Annotated in this window: 15 protein-coding genes; 3 read left to right on the forward strand and 12 right to left on the reverse strand. The window is 68.1% G+C overall.

The window, feature by feature from the left end:
* Positions 1-6: 6 nt before the first annotated feature.
* Positions 7-645, reverse strand: coding sequence for a TetR/AcrR family transcriptional regulator (locus tag HF576_RS06620; protein WP_168911913.1), 639 nt, complete (start codon positions 643-645; stop codon positions 7-9).
* A gap of 63 nt (positions 646-708) precedes the next feature.
* Here HF576_RS06620 and HF576_RS06625 point away from each other — a divergent pair, with 63 nt between their 5' ends.
* Genes HF576_RS06625 through purU form a run of 3 tightly spaced genes read left to right on the forward strand, consistent with a single transcriptional unit; the run spans position 709 to position 4,749 of the window.
* On the forward strand, positions 709-2,910 hold the full coding sequence (locus HF576_RS06625) for an MMPL family transporter (protein ID WP_168911914.1): 2,202 nt from the start codon (positions 709-711) through the stop codon (positions 2,908-2,910).
* Entirely contained in the window at positions 2,907-3,830 is a 924-nt protein-coding gene (locus HF576_RS06630) for an SDR family NAD(P)-dependent oxidoreductase (protein WP_168911915.1), read from the forward strand. Before HF576_RS06625 ends, HF576_RS06630 begins: the two co-directional genes overlap by 4 nt.
* 43 nt (positions 3,831-3,873) lie before the next feature.
* The gene (gene purU / locus HF576_RS06635; RefSeq protein WP_168911916.1) at positions 3,874-4,749 is read left to right on the forward strand and encodes a formyltetrahydrofolate deformylase; all 876 of its coding nucleotides are present in this window, start codon (positions 3,874-3,876) and stop codon (positions 4,747-4,749) included.
* Between the two features lie 93 nt (positions 4,750-4,842).
* Here purU and HF576_RS06640 read toward each other — a convergent pair whose 3' ends face one another.
* The 11 genes from HF576_RS06640 to HF576_RS06690 form a co-directional block, all read right to left on the reverse strand.
* Positions 4,843-5,850: a LacI family DNA-binding transcriptional regulator gene (locus HF576_RS06640; protein WP_168911917.1), complete on the reverse strand. Its 1,008-nt coding sequence runs from the start codon at positions 5,848-5,850 to the stop codon at positions 4,843-4,845.
* Positions 5,847-6,734, reverse strand: a complete 888-nt coding sequence (locus HF576_RS06645) for a PfkB family carbohydrate kinase (protein ID WP_168911918.1) — start codon at positions 6,732-6,734, stop codon at positions 5,847-5,849. Before HF576_RS06645 ends, HF576_RS06640 begins: the two co-directional genes overlap by 4 nt.
* Positions 6,731-7,603 (reverse strand): carbohydrate ABC transporter permease, encoded by an 873-nt coding sequence (locus tag HF576_RS06650; protein ID WP_168911919.1) that lies wholly within the window; start codon positions 7,601-7,603, stop codon positions 6,731-6,733. The genes HF576_RS06645 and HF576_RS06650 overlap by 4 nt, the downstream gene beginning before the upstream one ends.
* The gene (locus HF576_RS06655) at positions 7,603-8,445 is read right to left on the reverse strand and encodes a carbohydrate ABC transporter permease (protein ID WP_343234183.1); all 843 of its coding nucleotides are present in this window, start codon (positions 8,443-8,445) and stop codon (positions 7,603-7,605) included. Before HF576_RS06655 ends, HF576_RS06650 begins: the two co-directional genes overlap by 1 nt.
* 140 nt (positions 8,446-8,585) lie before the next feature.
* Positions 8,586-9,908, reverse strand: a complete 1,323-nt coding sequence (locus HF576_RS06660) for an ABC transporter substrate-binding protein (RefSeq protein ID WP_168911921.1) — start codon at positions 9,906-9,908, stop codon at positions 8,586-8,588.
* Entirely contained in the window at positions 9,905-10,849 is a 945-nt protein-coding gene (locus HF576_RS06665) for a nucleoside hydrolase (protein ID WP_168911922.1), read from the reverse strand. The genes HF576_RS06660 and HF576_RS06665 overlap by 4 nt, the downstream gene beginning before the upstream one ends.
* Before the next feature lie 95 nt (positions 10,850-10,944).
* Positions 10,945-11,952, reverse strand: a complete 1,008-nt coding sequence (locus tag HF576_RS06670) for an NAD(P)-dependent alcohol dehydrogenase (RefSeq protein ID WP_343234184.1) — start codon at positions 11,950-11,952, stop codon at positions 10,945-10,947.
* Positions 11,953-12,204: 252 nt separating this feature from the next.
* A complete protein-coding gene (locus HF576_RS06675) occupies positions 12,205-12,999 on the reverse strand; it encodes an IclR family transcriptional regulator domain-containing protein (protein WP_168912115.1) in 795 nt (264 codons plus the stop codon).
* 12 nt (positions 13,000-13,011) lie between these two features.
* On the reverse strand, positions 13,012-14,181 hold the full coding sequence (locus HF576_RS06680) for a thiolase family protein (protein ID WP_168911923.1): 1,170 nt from the start codon (positions 14,179-14,181) through the stop codon (positions 13,012-13,014).
* A gap of 1 nt (position 14,182) precedes the next feature.
* The gene (locus HF576_RS06685; protein ID WP_168911924.1) at positions 14,183-14,872 is read right to left on the reverse strand and encodes a 3-oxoacid CoA-transferase subunit B; all 690 of its coding nucleotides are present in this window, start codon (positions 14,870-14,872) and stop codon (positions 14,183-14,185) included.
* Positions 14,869-15,633 (reverse strand): 3-oxoacid CoA-transferase subunit A, encoded by a 765-nt coding sequence (locus tag HF576_RS06690; RefSeq protein ID WP_168911925.1) that lies wholly within the window; start codon positions 15,631-15,633, stop codon positions 14,869-14,871. The genes HF576_RS06685 and HF576_RS06690 overlap by 4 nt, the downstream gene beginning before the upstream one ends.
* Between the last annotated feature and the right edge of the window lie 135 nt (positions 15,634-15,768).

The raw sequence follows: 15,768 nt of genomic DNA on the forward strand, positions 1-15,768 counted from the left end.
GGGTCGTCAGCGTGCCGGGACCTCGGCGGCCACGGCCTGGAGGTATGCGGTGAGACTCCGCTCCAGTTCGCGCGCGAGCGTCGCCCGCGACCCGTCGCTCGCCGCCGCCGTGATGGCAGGCATGAGCCCGCGCACCATGTGGAGGACCACGGTCGTGGTGGTCGAGACGCCCGCGCCGTCGAGGCCGGGGATCAGCGCTGAGACCAAGGCCGCCACGCGCGCTTCCATGCGCTGATGCACGGGGGCGACGGCATCCCTCATCGCCGCTGGCATATCGGTTCGCGCGAAGAGCGCCTTGAATCCCGGATGCTGCAGATTGAACGCCACGATCGGTTCGAGCGCCGCGCGCACAGCCGCCCCGAGGTCCTCACCTTCGGGCACCACGGCCACGCTGTCGAGGTGTGCGAGCTCGTCGGCATAGCGCTCGGCCATCGCCCGCGCGATGTCGTCCTTGTTCGCGAAGAACTGGTAGAGCGAGCCGGGAGACATCCCGGCTCGGGCCGCGATCGCGTTGGTCGTGGTCCCTTCGTAGCCCAGCTCGTCGAAGCTCGTCGCCGCTGCCGCCAGGATCTGATCGATCCGCGCGCGACCGCGCTCCTGACGCCTGCGCGCCTGCACTTCCGCCATGTTGCGCAACACTCCCATGAATGCGAGTATTTACTCGCGTTTTAAATACGACTAGTTGCTCGCATTCTAGCGGAGGCATTCATGATCCCCCGGCTCACATCCGACTCCCCGCGTCTCGTCCTGATCGCAGGCTCATTCCTCTTCGTCGTGCTCATCATGGTCGCAGCCACGGCGATGGAGGCTCTCTCCCTCAATCGCTATGACGCCCCGGGCTCGGAATCCGTGCAGGCGAGGGAAGTCCTCGCAGAGGCGTTCGGCACGGGAAGTCCGAACATCGCGATGCTCGTGCGGCCGGCGTCGGGCAGTGTGGACGACCCACGTGCAGCATCCGCCGGCGCAGCTCTCACCGAGGCGCTCGCCTCGCAACCGGGGATCGGCGACGCCTGGTCGTACTGGTCCGCGGGCGCGCCCGAGACCCTTGCAGCCGAGGACGGCTCGTCCGCCTTGATTCTGGCGTGGGCGCCCGGGGACGCCGACCATGTGCGCGGCGAGGTGCTGCCGCTCCTGCAGACGGAACTTGTCGACTCGTCCACGGATCCGGCCATCGAGGTCACGCTGGGCGGAAGCGACGAGATCTTCCGCGTGGTCGCGGCGCAGGCGCGCACCGACTTCCTGCGGGCGGAGCTCATCATCCTCCCCGTCGTCGTCGCGCTCCTCTGGCTCGTCTTCCGGCGCCTGCGGCTGGCGCTCGTCACGACCGCGGTCGGGCTCTTCTCCGTGGCGGGCACCCTGGCGATCCTGCGCCTGGTGAGCCTCTTCACGGACGTCTCGACATTCGCGTCGAACATCGCGCTGGTGATGGGCATCGGGCTCGGTGTCGACTATGGCCTGTTCATGACTTTCCGGTTTCGCGAGGAGCTGCGCTCGGGCAGCGATGCCGCGGCGGCCACGCGCGCGGCGATGCGGGCCGCAGGGCGGACCATCGTCTTCAGCGGAGCGACCGTGGCGGCGTCGCTCGCCGTGCTCTTCGTGTTCCCGTTCCCGTTCCTGTCTTCCTTCGCCTACGCCGGCATCGGCGTGGTCCTGACCGCGGTGTTCGCGTCGACGATTCTGCTGCCGGCCGCCCTTCGCGTGCTGGGCAGGCGCGCCCTCCCGCGCCGCGAGCGTCCGCTGCCGGCCGCAGGCTTCTGGGAACGGCTGGCGGCTGCTGTCATGCGCCGCCCCGTCATCGCCGGGTCTCTGGGGCTGGTCGTATTGCTGGGGCTCGGGGCCCCCGCACTCGGCGCCCAGTTCGGATCACCCGACGACCGGATCCTCCCGGCCGGGCAGTCGGTGCGAGACATGTACGACACGATCAGAGCGGACTACCGCGCTGAGGACGCCGACGCGGTGTACGTCGTCGCGCCCGGCGCGGCCGGTGAGGACGTCTCGGACTACGCCGCCTCGCTCTCACGGATCGAGGGTGTGGAAAGGGTGGATTCCGCGGCCGGCGCCTTCGTGGACGGGCGCCGCACCGGAGACGCGGCGCGCGGCGGGCCGGATCGATATCAGGATGCCGATTCGACGTGGCTCGCCGTGCTGCCGACATCCGAACGGCTCGCCGCCGAGCCCATCGGCTTCGTCGACGACATTCGCGGTGAGCCGGCGCCGTTCGAGACTCTGGTCGGTGGGTACCCCGCCGAGCTGGCGGACTATCGCGCCGGCGTCGGGGAGCGACTCCCACTGGTGGCCGGGCTGATCCTCCTCGTGACGTTCATCGTGCTGTTCCTGATGACAGGCAGTGTCATCGCGCCGCTGAAGGCATCGGTGCTCAATCTCCTCTCGCTGTCGGTCATGTTCGGCGTCCTCGTGTGGGGCTTCCAGGACGGCGGACTCGCATGGCTGCTCGGCTTCACGCCCACCGGGGTCATCGAGCCGAGCATCCCGCTGCTGATGTTCTGCGTCGCGTACGGACTGTCGATGGACTACGAGGTGTTCCTGCTGGCACGCATCAAAGAGGACTTCGATCGCACCGGCGACCCCATCGGCTCGGTCGCGCGAGGCATCGGACGTTCTGCGCCGCTCGTCAGCGCCGCGGCCGGCATCCTGGCGGTCTCATTCCTCGTCTACACCACGAGTGAGGTGTCGTTCCTGCAGCAGCTCGGCGTCGGCATGGCGCTGGCCGTCCTTGTCGATGCGACCGTGATCCGCGGCGTCCTGGTTCCCGCGTTCATGCGCCTGGCCGGACGCGCGAACTGGTGGGCGCCTGCGCCGCTGCGCCGCCTGCACCGCCGCATCGGGTGGCACGAGAGTGCCGGCGCGGCTCCCCCGACGTCTGCATTCGAACCGGAGCCAGTCCGATGACCCGGCCGGTCGTGATCACCGGGGCACTGTCGGGCCTCGGCCTCGAACTGGCGCGCACCCTCGCCGGACGGGGTCGCACGCTCATCGTGACCGGTAGAGACGCGGGCAGGGCAGCGGAGGTCGCGCAAGCACTGAGCGCTCAGCACGAAGTCCGCGTGCAGGGAGCCGAGCTCGATCTTGCCGACCTGCGATCGGTCGCCGCCGCCACACTTCAGCTCCGCCGACTCGCACCGGCCGGACTGGCCGGTGTCGTCTGCAACGGCGGGGTGCAGATCGTCGATGGTGTGCGACGATCCGCGGACGGTTTCGAACTCACATTCGCGACGAATCATCTCGGCCACTTCGCACTCGTGACGGGGTTGCTCGACGTGCTGCCCGACGGTGGCTCGCTGACAGTGGTCAGCAGCGGCACGCACGCCGGCCCGCGGGAGTCCCTCGGATTCCCCGCGCCTGCATGGCAGAGCCCGGCACGCCTGGCAGACCCGGACCGGGCGGATCCTTCACCACGAGCAGGGCGGGTGCGCTACTCCACGTCGAAGCTCGCGAACGTGTACTTCGCCTACGAGCTCGCGCGTCGGCATCCGCGCCTTCGTGTCGAAGCGTTCGATCCCGGCCTCATGCCAGCGACCGGGCTTTCGCGCGGATACCCGCCGTCGATACGTCGCCTCTACGCTGCGCTCGCACCCGCGGTCGCGGCTTTCGTCCCAGGCGCCCGCTCGGCGCGGACAGCGGCCGGCATGCTTGCCGACCTGGTGGCCGATGGCGTTCAGCGACCCGAGGGCCGCTACGTGGCCGGAGCGTCGGAGAAGCCCTCCTCGCGAGAGTCGTACGACCGGGCGCGGGCCTCGGAACTATGGACCGAGTCCGAGGAGCTCGTGCGCCGAGCGCTGCCGCTGCGGGACGGTTCACCGCGGGTCTGACGCCCGGTGCGCGGCCCTCGCGGCGACACGGCAGAATCGAACAATGCCCGCGTCTCCGAACCTGATCGCCGACCACGCCTGCCTCATCGTCCACGGCAGCGACCGTCCAGGGATCGTCGCGGCGGTCTCGGCCATGATCACGAGGATCGGCGGCAACATCGTCGCGTTCGACCAGTACTCCGACGACCCGACGGGCGGCGCGTACTTCCAGCGCGTCGTCTTCCACCGGCCCGGGTTCGCCGCGGACCGTCCGACGATCGAAGCCGAGATCGGTCGGGTGCTCCGGGACTTCGACCTGGAATGGTCGCTCACCGACCAGTCGGTGCCCAAGCGCATGGCGATCCTGTCGTCGCAGCAGGACCACTGCCTGCTCGATCTGCTGTGGCGGCACCGCCGCGGTGACCTTCCCGTCACGATCCCGATGGTGATCTCGAACCACACCACCTCGGCCGACGATGTGCGCTCGTTCGGCGTGCCGTTCTTCCACGTGCCGTCGGTCCCGGGGCCGGACAAGTCCGCGTCCGAGGCGAAGATCGTCGAGCTGCTGAAGGGCAACGTCGACTTCGTCGTGCTGGCGCGCTACATGCAGATCCTCTCGGGCGACTTCCTCGCGCAGCTCGGCGTGCCGGTGATCAACATCCACCACTCGTTCCTGCCGGCCTTCATCGGCGCCGAGCCGTACAAGAAGGCGAAGCAGCGCGGCGTCAAGCTGATCGGCGCGACGTCGCACTACGTGACCGACGATCTCGACGAGGGGCCAATCATCGAGCAGGACACCGTGCGCGTCACGCATGCCGACTCGGCTGCGGAGCTCGCCCGTCGCGGAGCCGATGTCGAGCGCCAGGTGCTGTCACGGGCGGTGCTGTGGCACGCCGAGGACCGCGTCATCCGCCACGGCAACCACACGATCGTGTTCTGATCCCGCGGGATCGGCCCTTCGGGGGTTACGACACGCGGCATCGGACAGGTGATCCCGCGTGTTGCGCCACCTGCAGCGGACCCATCCCGCGCGTCAAGCGAGCGACGAGCCGCACCCGCACGAATCGAGTCGGCGCAGCGACGGCTGCAGAATGTGGTGAACCGGCCCGGTCGCGGGATCGCTGGAATGTGACACCAGGATCTTCACGGCCTCGGCGGCGAGGTTGCTCACGTCCTGCACGACTGCGGTCAGCGTCGGAAGTGTGTACTGGCCGGCTTCCGTGCCGTCCAGCGAAACGACGGCGACCTCATCGGGCACGCGCACCCCCGCCTCCCGAAGTGCCTTGAGCGCACCGATTCCTTGAGCATCGCTGGCGGTGAAGAGTCCGTCGAAGTCCGGGCCGGTGCCGGACAGGGCATGGCGAACCGCCCGGTACCCCGCCTCACGCGAAAAGTCGCTCCGCCAGATGCGCGCGTGACCGGTATCGCCCGTGGTGTCGCTCCATCCGCGGTCTCTGTCGCGGACAGGCTCGAGATCGGCCGGCCCCGACAGAAACCGCAACCGCGTGCGTCCGTGCTCCTGCAGATGACGGACACCTAGCGCGGCAGCCGCGCGGTTATCGGTGACCACGCTGGAATGGGACGAGCCGCCGGCGGCTCGATCGAGAAGGACCAAGGGGATCCGTGCCCGCTCCAGTTCGTGCACATCGGGCTTCGCTGATGCGCTGATCAGGACGACCCCATCGACCTGACGGTCCAGAAAGGATCTCAAGTAGCTCTGCTCGCGCTCCACGTCGTTCGCGGCGGTGCCGATGATCAACACGTAGCCTCGTCGCTGCGCCTCGTCCTCCATCGCCTGGGCGAGTTCGGCGAAATGCGGGTTGAGGTGATCGGGCATGAGCATGGCGATGGAGTGTGTCCGCGTGCCGCGCAGCGCCTGGGCGACCTTGTTCGGGCGGTAGCCCAGTTCGGCGACCGCGGCTTCGACCCGGCGTCGGGCGTCAGTCGAGACAGGACGCGGACCGCCGTTCAGCACGTAGCTCACCACTGCCGGGGAGACCCCTGCAGCGCGGGCCACATCAGAACGCCGGACCTGCGTCATCGCACCGCCTGCCCGACTGCACGGGCGCCGACGACCTGGACGGCACGAGTGCCCGCGGCGACCCCGCTGCGGACCGCGCTCGCGAGATCCCCGCCGCGCGTCAACTGCGCCACCATGGCACCCACGAAGGCGTCGCCCGCTCCGGTGGTGTCGACGACCTCGACTCGTTCCGCATCTGCTCGGCCGCCTTTCCCGCGGGAAGACCACACGGCCCCGCTGGCGCCCAGTGTAATGACAACGGATCGCGCAACTCCGGCGAGTACCGGGGCGAGATCTGCGCTAGCAACACCGTCGACCGCAATGCCGAGGGCGAGAGCCGTCTCCTCTGCTTCGATCTCGTTGACCACCAGCGGATCGGCGAGCTCGATGACGTGCCTCGGAATGTCGATCGCGGGCGCGAGATTCACCACGAAGCGGACCGATGCCGCCTCCGCCGCAATCGCGGCCGCTACGATGGCGGCCGCCGGCGACTCTCCCTGAGTCAGCACCACTCGAGCCTCGGCGAAGGCCTCGATCGCGGCCCGCACCTCGCCCGGCGTCAGCGACTCATTGGCTCCCGGTGACACGATGATCGAGTTCTGACCTTGATCGTCGATCATGATCACCGCCGTGCCGGTCATCGCTGCTGCGTCCTCCCGGATACGCGAGGTGTCGACTCCCTGCTGCCGGAGTTGGTCGACGAGCGGTCTCCCGTCTGCTCCGACCGCCGCCACCATCGCGCACGACACGCCAGCCTCGTGTATCGCGGCGGCCTGGTTGGCCCCCTTCCCCCCAGGACTCCTCGTGAAAGACGATGACAGGACCGTCTCCCCCGCCCACGGCAGGCGCTGAACGCGGAGCCCGAGGTCGTAGTTGACCGAGCCGACGACGACGACATCCGTCACTTCAATCCTTTCGTCGCCACCGACTGCGTGAAGTAGCGCTGCAGAAGGAGCAACATCACGGCCGGCACCACCGAGATGACCAGCGCCCCGCCGAACATCTGGCCGAAGTTGAAGCTGGTGTCAGTGAAGGTGCGCGACAACGCGATCGCGGCGACCTGCACATTCTCGTCCGACACGATCAGCAAAGGCCAGAGGTAGGCGCTCCACTGCGCCAGGAAGATGAGGAGCGCGGAGTTGATCACCGGCGTGACACTCAACGGCAAGTAGACCTGAGTCATCGTGCGCAGCTCCGACGCGCCGTCGACGCGGGCTGCTTCGTGGAGTTCAGTGGGAATGCCTCGGAAGAACTGACGGAGGTTGAAGATCGCCAGACCGTTGCCGATGCCGGGCAGGATCAGCCCGACATAGGTGTTGTCGAGCTGCCACTGGGTGAAGATCTGCGCCAGCGGGATGGCGATCGCCTCGAAGGGGATCATGAACCCGACGACGAGTACGGCGAAGACGAGTTCGCGACCGGGAAACCGGAAGACACTCAGTGCGTACGCCGCGGGGATCGTGATGATGAGTCCGAGGATCACACTCGCGAAGCCGACGATGAGTGAGTTCATGAGGGCTTGGCCGAAGCGCAGCGGACCGAACAGCGCTGCGTAATTGTCGAGCGTCCAGACGTCGGGGAAAAGTGTGTTCCAGCTCAGCGGACTGACGCTGCCGATGATGTCACCGCCGGGACGGAACGAGCCGAACAACATCCAGATCGCGGGCAGCAGAAACAGGATGCCGACCAGTGCGGCCAAGACGCCGAGGATCAGTCGCTGCGTGCGCTGACGCCTTTCAAACCCGCGGGACGTGGCGAGGGCAACCGCAGACATCACTTGTCCTCCTTCAGCAGCCGGAACTGCACGAACACGATGACGAGCATGATGACTGTCAGGATGACGGTCGCCGTCGCGCCCTGGTTCGGCTGCGAATACGTGTAGGTGCGCCGGTATGCGTCGAACATCAGCATCGTCGTAGAGTTCTGCGGCCCACCGTCGGTGAGCATCTGCATCGGTACGAACAGGACGAAGTTGGCCACCGTGTCCGCGACGAGGACGAACAGCAGCGGGCGTCGCAGCATCGGGAGCGTCACCGACCAGAAACTGCGCCAGCCGCCAGCGCCATCCAGGGCGGCAGCCTCGTACAGCTCATCGGGGATGTCGTTGATCCCGGCCACCAGGAAGACCATCCAGTACCCGATTCCGACCCACGAGGCCACGAGCATGATGCTCGCGAGGGCCTGAGTGGGCGACGTGAGGAACGGCTGCGCGGGGAGACCGAGGAACTCCAGGATGCCGTTGACCGGGCCGTCGGCCCGGAGCGCCACCCCCCACGCGATCGACGATCCGACGAGCGGGATCGTGCACGGGATGAAGACAGCCATCCGCCACAGGCCGCGCGCGGGAAGACGACGCGTCAACAGGACCGCGATCGCCAGCGCAAGCGCGATCTGGAGGGGGTTGATGACGAGATTGAACACGAGCGTACGTCCGAGCGTCGCCTGAAACAGCGGATCCGACAGCAGGTCGATGTAGTTCTCGAACCCCGCGAACCGCTCGTCTGCAAGCAGACCCACTCCGTCTCGCACATGCAATGTGGACCAGATGGCGCCGAGGAACGGGATCACCCGGATCAACAGGATGGTGACGAGCGCCGGCGCGAGGAACGCCGTCACCAGCAACCATGTGCGCCGATGCTTCCCGGTCGTTCGCCTCACGGAGGCCTTGCCACGACGAGCTCCCAGCCACGCCGCCGAAGAGCGTGGCCCTCGGGGAGAGGTGGGGGCCGCCGCTTCGACGGTCCCCACCTCCTGCCTCACTGGTACTGCTTCCATGCGTTCGTGAGCTCCGCCTCGGCGGCCGCGAGCGCCTCCGCGGGATCCGCACCGTTCGCGATGTCCGAGAACGCGCGCCCGAGGATCTCTTCGAACTCGATATATCCGACCGTCGACGCCCGCGCTACAGCGCTGCTCTCGGTCTCTTCGGCGATCACCTCTGCCGCCTGCGCGCCGCCCTCCGACGAGGTGAAGGCTGGACCGGCGAGGTAGGTCTCGAGTCCCTTCGTGTTGGCGGGCAGTTCGGCAAAGGCTCGATGCTCGCCATACCCACCCTCACCGTCGATGGCCATCCAGTCGATGAATATCGCGGCGGCCTCCTTGTTCTTCGAGAAGGGGTTGATGCCGAGTGACCACGAACCAGTCGGCGTCGCGGGGTCGCCGCCCTCCCACACCGGGTTGAGGGCCGCGCCCCAGTTGAAGGTCGCATCGAGCATCTTCGGCACCATCCAGTTGCCTTCCACGAAGAATGCAGTCTTGCCGGCAAGGAACGTGGCATCCGTCTGTTCGGGCGTGATCCCCTTCGGGGAGACTCCGTCGGCGAACAACGACCCGTAGTACGTCATCGCCTCTACCCAGCCGTCGTTCGTGAAGTCGGGCGTGAGCATGTCGTCACCGGTCACACCAACGCCTCCGCCCGCCGAGACCGGAAGTGGCTCCAGCTGGTAGTAGCGATTGGGCTGGCCGACCATCAGCCCGTGGTCGGCGCCGCCCGACTGCTGCGCCTGCGCCGCCAGTTCCTTCAACTGCTGCCAGGTGACCCGCTCCCCGGCCGAGCCGGGCGGGGTGATGCCGGCCGCGTCGAGGATGTCCTTGTTGTAGAACAGCACCTGGGTGGAGTTCGCGATCGGCACAGACCAGAGCTTGCCGTCGTAAGAGCTCGACTCCACGGTCGCGGGTACCAGTCCGTCCAGACGACCTTCGAAGGCCTCGGTCAGATCTTCAAGGTAGCCACGGGCCGAGAGCGCGGGCACCCGGGGCTGATCGACCCAGAAGACATCGGGATCGCCGCTCTTGGACGTGATGCGCGTATCGAGGACGCTGTTGAGGTCGTCGAACGGCACGAATTGGTAGTTCACGTCGATCGTCGGGTGAGCCTCCTCGAAAGCGGCGACGACCTCGTCCATATTCTCGGCGACGGGATCGACGATGCCGACGACGTTGATGGTGGCAGTGGGGTCCTCGTCAGGGATGCTCCAGTCATCGGACGGACTGCCGCCCGACGACTCTGAGGCGCAGCCGGCCAACATCACTGTTGCGGCGGCACCGAGCGCGAGGAGTTTGCCGAGAGTGGCACGGGTCATGCGATTGCCTCCAGATTCTCCAGGAAATGCTTGTTGAACTCGGCGACGTCGACACCGACGGCAACCGAGGCATTGGGTTCGGCGGGGCGCGGTGTCCCGTCCGGTCCGCTGCCTGCGCAGCGGAAATCGCAGACCATCACACCGCGCGTGACGTCAGCCGTGCTCACCGCGACGTGGGCATCACGCCACACGAGGATGTCGGGACGCGTCACGGCAGCGACCGCCAACGGGTCGTGCATGGCACAGGAAGTGATCCCCGGCTCATCGATCTCAGCCAGATGATCGATCCACGCGGCGGTGTATTCGCCGGCGAACGCGGTGAACTGGCGTTCGCTGGCGGCCATCCTGAGCGCTTGCTCGCGCTCGATCCGCACCTGCAGGGTCACGTCGAGTCCTACCCAGTTGGCCTTGACCCCGGAGTCGAGTACCGCCGCGGCGGCTTCCGGGTCGCACCAGATGTTGAACTCGCCCGGCATGGCTGCGTTGTTCGTCTGGCCCTCGAAGACACCACCCATGATGACGAGCGACTTCAAGGACTCGGCGAAGTCCGGATCGATCCGGAGCGCGAGCGCCACGTTCGTGAGCGGTCCGACCGCGACGACGGTGATCTCTCCAGGGTTCGCGCGCACGAGGTCCACCATCGCCACGGCCGCCGACCCCTCCCGAGGCTCTCGGACTGTCACATCCGCGGGCAGTGAGCCCTGCCGGGCACGAGGTCGGACCAGCGGTCTCGTCGCTCCCCGCACCACCGGCACATCCGGCTTACCGAGACGTTGCAGCAACTCGAGCGTCAGCGCCGTGGCGGTGTCGACGTCGGTGTTGCCGTTCACGGTGGTGACCAGTTCCAGCGCGATACCGGGGTCGGCCAGGGCCAGCGCCAGGGCGAAGCCATCGTCGATGTCACTTCCGGGCGCGCCCATCGCTAGGTCCACGTCCAGCACTATTCGTTCCACTCCGAACCCTCCTCATCATCGAGTACGGCGCCATTCAACACGAGTTGAATGACGATCGCAAGAAGCAATTCAACACGAGTTGATCAGTGTTGCGGGTGAATCACGGCCTTCATGGACCGTGGTTCGGTCTTCGCGAGCATGAGCGCGTCGGCCGTATCGTCCAGAGAGAAGTGGTGCGTGACGATGGCGGCCGCGTCGACACGGCCGGAGGCGACGAGGGACATCGCCGTGGGCCACGTGTGGGCGTACCGGTTGACGAGCGCGAGCGAGAGCTCGCGCGCGTTCAACCGCGACAGCGGCAGCTCCACGGACTGCTTCGGCATACCGACCATCGCCGCACGACCGCCGTTGCGCAATCTCCAGAGTCCGTCGGCGAGCGCAGACGGCGCACCCGAGCACTCGAGGAGCACATCGAATTCGGGATGGGACCCTCCGGAGCCGACCGTCTCGACGTCGAAGCCGAGCCCGGCTGCGAGATCCAGGCGATACGTGGACAGGTCTGTGAGCCTCACGGAGGCGGCGCCGAAGGCGCGGGCGACTTGCGCGGCGAGGATGCCGACTGGCCCTGCACCTGAGACCAGGACGCGCTCGCCAGGCCGCATACCCGCCCGACGGCACGCCCAGATCCCGACAGAGAGCGGCTCGAGCATGGCCCCCTCGTCGAAGCTCATGTCGTCCGGCATCCGGAACAGGTTCCGCTCGTCGAGCACCATGAACTGGGTGAGGGCGCCGTCGTGCGGCGGTGTCGCGAGGAATACGAGATCCGCGCAGAGGTGGTAGTCCCCCGCCGTGCAGTCTTCGCAGTCGCGGCACGGTGTGCCGGGTTCGATCGCGACACGGTCACCTACACGCACGCGAGTCACGTCGCCGCCGACGGCGATCACCGAGCCGGCCACTTCGTGCCCGAGCACCATCGGCTGGCGCACGACCCAATCCCCGATGCGCCCCACGGTGAAGTACGTCGTGTCTGAGCCGCACACCCCGACCGACTCGGTGCGGATGAGCGCTTGCCGGCCGGTGACGGCAGGCACTTCGCGGTCGACGATCTCGATTCTCGACGGCTCGGGCATGAGCGCTGTGCGGTTTGCCACGTATGACTCTCCTTCGTGTCACGGCTCGCCCGGGTGCGATCGACGTCGGGCATCGAGACGTGTCTACACGAGTTGACCGCGGCGGCGCGACCGTCGGCCGGAACCTCCCGAATCCCCTATCGCTACGCGTGTATCCTCGAGATCCGGCCTTCGGGGTCGCGACACGCGGCATCGGACGGGTCATCCCGCGTGTTGCCCCACCCGAAGCCGCGCGGTCCGGCAGTCGCCCCGGCGCGCGGGCGAGCAAGAGGATCAGACGAGCCGCAGCTCGGCGTCGATCGCGCGACACGTCTCGAGCAGCCGCGGGAGGTAGGCGTCGCGCACGTGCTCGACGCTGTCGCGCGTCGCGCTGGTCGAGACGTTGACCGCCGCCACCACCGCGCCGCGCCGGTCGTGCACGGCCGCCGCCACCGACCGCAGTCCCGGCTCGAGTTCGCCGTCGACCAGCGACCACCCCTGCTCGCGCACGCGCACGAGCTCCGCACGCAGCGCCGCCCGGTCGGTGACGGTGCGCTCGGTGAGTGTCAGGAGAGGGGATGCCTCGAGCACGGCGTCGAGCGCGGTATCCGGCACGCCTGCCAGGAGCACCCGTCCCATCGAGGTCGCGTAGGCGGGGAACCTGGTGCCAATCGTGATGCGGACGCTCATGATGCGCCGCGTCGGGACGCGGGCGATGTAGACGATGTCGGCGCCGTCGAGCACGGCGGCAGAAACGCTCTCGTCGACCTCGTGCGAGAGGCGCTCGAGGTGCGGCTGCACGATCTCGGGGATCGAGACCGCGCTGAGGTAGCTGAAGCCCAGCTCGAGCACGCGAGGAGTCAGCGCGAACCGCCGCTCGTCGGCGCGCACGTAGCCCAGCTGCTCGAGCGTGCGGAGGAATCGTCCGGCCGCGGCGCGCGGCATGTCCGCGCGCCGAGCCACGTCGCTCAGAGTGAGCTCGGGATGCTCGGCGTCGAAGGCCCGGATGACGGCCAGCCCGCGCGCGAGGGATTGCACGAAATCGCCGGACGACGCGCGACCGTCTTCGTCACTCGCGCTCGTGGCCACCACGGAAGAAATCTACCGTTCGAGCACGACCGCGAGCCCCTGGCCCACGCCGATGCAGATCGCGGCGACGGCGACGCCGCCGCCTCGGCGCTTGAGCTCGTGCGCGGCGCGCCCGATGATGCGACCGCCAGAAGCACCGAGCGGATGCCCGATCGCGATCGCGCCGCCGTACACGTTGAGCTTTGCCGGGTCCAGCTCGGTCCACAGCTTGAGGCACGCGAGGCTCTGTGACGCGAACGCCTCGTTGAGCTCGACGAAGTCGACGTCCGCCCACGTGCGGCCGGCACGAGCGAGAGCGCGGTTGGCGGCTTCGACCGGTGCCACCCCGAAGACATCGGGGGCGTTGCCGAACACACCTCGGCCGGTGACGCGCGCCAGCGGCTCGGCATCCATCGCCCCCTCCCGGCCGAGGAGCACGGCTGACGCGCCGTCGTTGATCGACGACGAGTTGCCGGCCGTCACGGTGCCGTCCGCGGCGAACAGTGCCTTGAGGCCGGCAAGTTTCTCGAGCGTCGTGTCGGCGCGGATGCCCTCGTCACGGGTCAACTCGGCCCCGGGCACCTGGACGATTTCGTCGTCGAAGACCCCGTCGGCCCACGCCTGCGCGGCGCGGGTGTGGCTCTGCAGCGAGAACTCGTCCTGCGCCTCGCGTGAGATGTCATAGATCTCGGCGAGCTTCTCGGCCGACTGCCCGTTCGAGATCGTCCACTCCGCCGGCAGCGCCTTGTTGACCATGCGCCAGCCGATCGAGGTGTTCCACAGCGTCTGGTTGCCGACGGCCGGCCACGGCTTCGGCGACTTCTCGACGACGAAGGGCGCACGGCTCATGGACTCGACGCCGCCCGCGAGCACGATGTCGGCATCTCCTGCCTCGATCGCGCGCGACCCCTGAATGACAGCTTCGACGCTCGACCCGCACAGGCGGTTGACGGTGACGCCGGGAACGCTCGTCGGGAACCCCGCGAGCAGGGCTCCCATGCGCGCGACGTTGCGGTTGTCTTCGCCGGCCTGGTTGGCGTCGCCGAACACGACTTCCTCGATGCGAGCCGGATCGAGGCCGGTCCGCTCGACGGTCGCCTTCATGACGAGGGCGGCGAGGTCGTCAGGACGCACGCCGGACAGGGCGCCGCCGGCACGGCCGAACGGTGTGCGGACCGCGTCATAGATCACGGTGGCAGACATGTCAGTTCCCTTCTCCGGATGCCGCAGCTGAATCGCGCAGGCGCAGGCCGGTCAGTTCGGACAGTGACTGAACGGTGTTGTCGCCGAACGCCTCCCGTACGGCGAAGCCCTCGGGTGTCACATCGAAGATCGCGTGATCGGTGTACACGCGGGTCACGCAGCCCACGCCCGTGAGTGGATACGTGCAGTCCTGGACGAGCTTGGACTCACCCGACTTGGTGAGCAGATCGGTCATGACGTAGACGTTCTTCGCGCCGATCGCGAGGTCCATCGCGCCGCCCACGGCGGGGATCGCACCGGGGGCGCCGGTGGACCAGTTGGCGAGGTCGCCGCGCTCGGACACCTGGAACGCGCCGAGCACGCACACGTCGAGATGGCCGCCGCGCATCATGCCGAACGAGTCGGCGTGGTGGAAGTACGCCGCCCCGGGCAGCGCGGTGACGGGCTGCTTGCCCGCGTTGATGAGGTCGGGATCGATCCGCTCCGGCTCGGGAGCCGGGCCCATCCCCAGCAGTCCGTTCTCGGTGTGCAGGATGATCTCGAGGTCGTCCGGCAGGAAGTTGGCCACGAGCGTGGGCGCACCGATTCCGAGGTTGACGTACGAGCCCTCGGGGATGTCCGCCGCGATGCGCGCGGCGAGCTGCTCGCGGGTGATGCGGGTCGCCGCCGCGCTGGGTTGCTGGGTGCTCACTGGTCCACCTCCGCTGTGGCTGCGGCATCCGGTCTCGCCAGCGGCCGCCCCTCGATGTCCACACCGCCGACGAACTCGCCGCCGCGCAGCCAGGCGCGCTCGCCCACCGCGACGACACGATCGACGAAGATGCCCGGCGTCACCACGTTCTCAGGCTCGAGCGACCCGAGCGGCACGATCTGGTCGACCTGCACGATGGTGGTCGCCGCGGCCGACGCCATGATCGGGCCGAAGTTGCGCGCGGTCTCGCGGTAGACGAGGTTGCCCCATCGGTCGGCCTGCCGCGCGCTGATGAGGGCGACGTCTGCCTTGATCGGGTACTCGAGCACATACGTGCGGCCGTCGATCACGCGCTCCTCCTTGCCCTCGGCGAGCTGCGTGCCGACGCCGGTGGGCGAGAAGAACGCACCCACGCCGGCGCCCGCGGCGCGGATCCGTTCGGCGAGATTGCCCTGCGGCACCAGCTCGAGCTCGATCTCACCGGCGCGGTACAGCTCGTCGAACACCCACGAGTCGTGCTGGCGGGGGAACGAGCACAGGATCTTGCGCACGCGCTTCTTCGCCAGCAGCGCGGCCAGTCCGGTGTCGCCGTTGCCGGCGTTGTTGTTCACCACGGTGAGGTCGGTCGCTCCCTGTGCGATGAGTGCGTCGATGAGCTCCACCGGCTGCCCGGCGCGCCCGAAGCCGCCGATCATGACGGTCGAACCGTCCTGGATGCCGGCGACCGCCTCGTCGACGGATGCCACGGTCTTGTCGATCACAGTGCCTCCGTGTTCGCTCTGCGAACGCATGTACGTTCTGCGACCAGTCTACGCGAGCGGATCCCTCAGCGGAAGCTTCGCGGACGCCCGTGGCCCGTCACCGCGTCGGTGACCTCGTGACCACGGAGGGCCAGG

Source organism: Microbacterium salsuginis (assembly GCF_012524205.1).
GTDB classification, from domain to species: Bacteria; Actinomycetota; Actinomycetes; order Actinomycetales; family Microbacteriaceae; genus Microbacterium; species Microbacterium salsuginis.

Excerpts from the sequence above, each read along its gene's own strand:
- HF576_RS06620 (WP_168911913.1), bottom strand. The coding sequence starts at position 645 with ATGGGAGTGTTGCGCAACATGGCGGAAGTGCAGGCGCGCAGGCGTCAG.
- HF576_RS06625 (WP_168911914.1), top strand. The coding sequence starts at position 709 with ATGATCCCCCGGCTCACATCCGACTCCCCGCGTCTCGTCCTGATCGCA.
- HF576_RS06630 (WP_168911915.1), top strand. The coding sequence starts at position 2,907 with ATGACCCGGCCGGTCGTGATCACCGGGGCACTGTCGGGCCTCGGCCTC.
- purU (WP_168911916.1), top strand. The coding sequence starts at position 3,874 with ATGCCCGCGTCTCCGAACCTGATCGCCGACCACGCCTGCCTCATCGTC.
- HF576_RS06640 (WP_168911917.1), bottom strand. The coding sequence starts at position 5,850 with ATGACGCAGGTCCGGCGTTCTGATGTGGCCCGCGCTGCAGGGGTCTCC.
- HF576_RS06650 (WP_168911919.1), bottom strand. The coding sequence starts at position 7,603 with ATGTCTGCGGTTGCCCTCGCCACGTCCCGCGGGTTTGAAAGGCGTCAG.
- HF576_RS06660 (WP_168911921.1), bottom strand. The coding sequence starts at position 9,908 with ATGACCCGTGCCACTCTCGGCAAACTCCTCGCGCTCGGTGCCGCCGCA.
- HF576_RS06680 (WP_168911923.1), bottom strand. The coding sequence starts at position 14,181 with ATGTCTGCCACCGTGATCTATGACGCGGTCCGCACACCGTTCGGCCGT.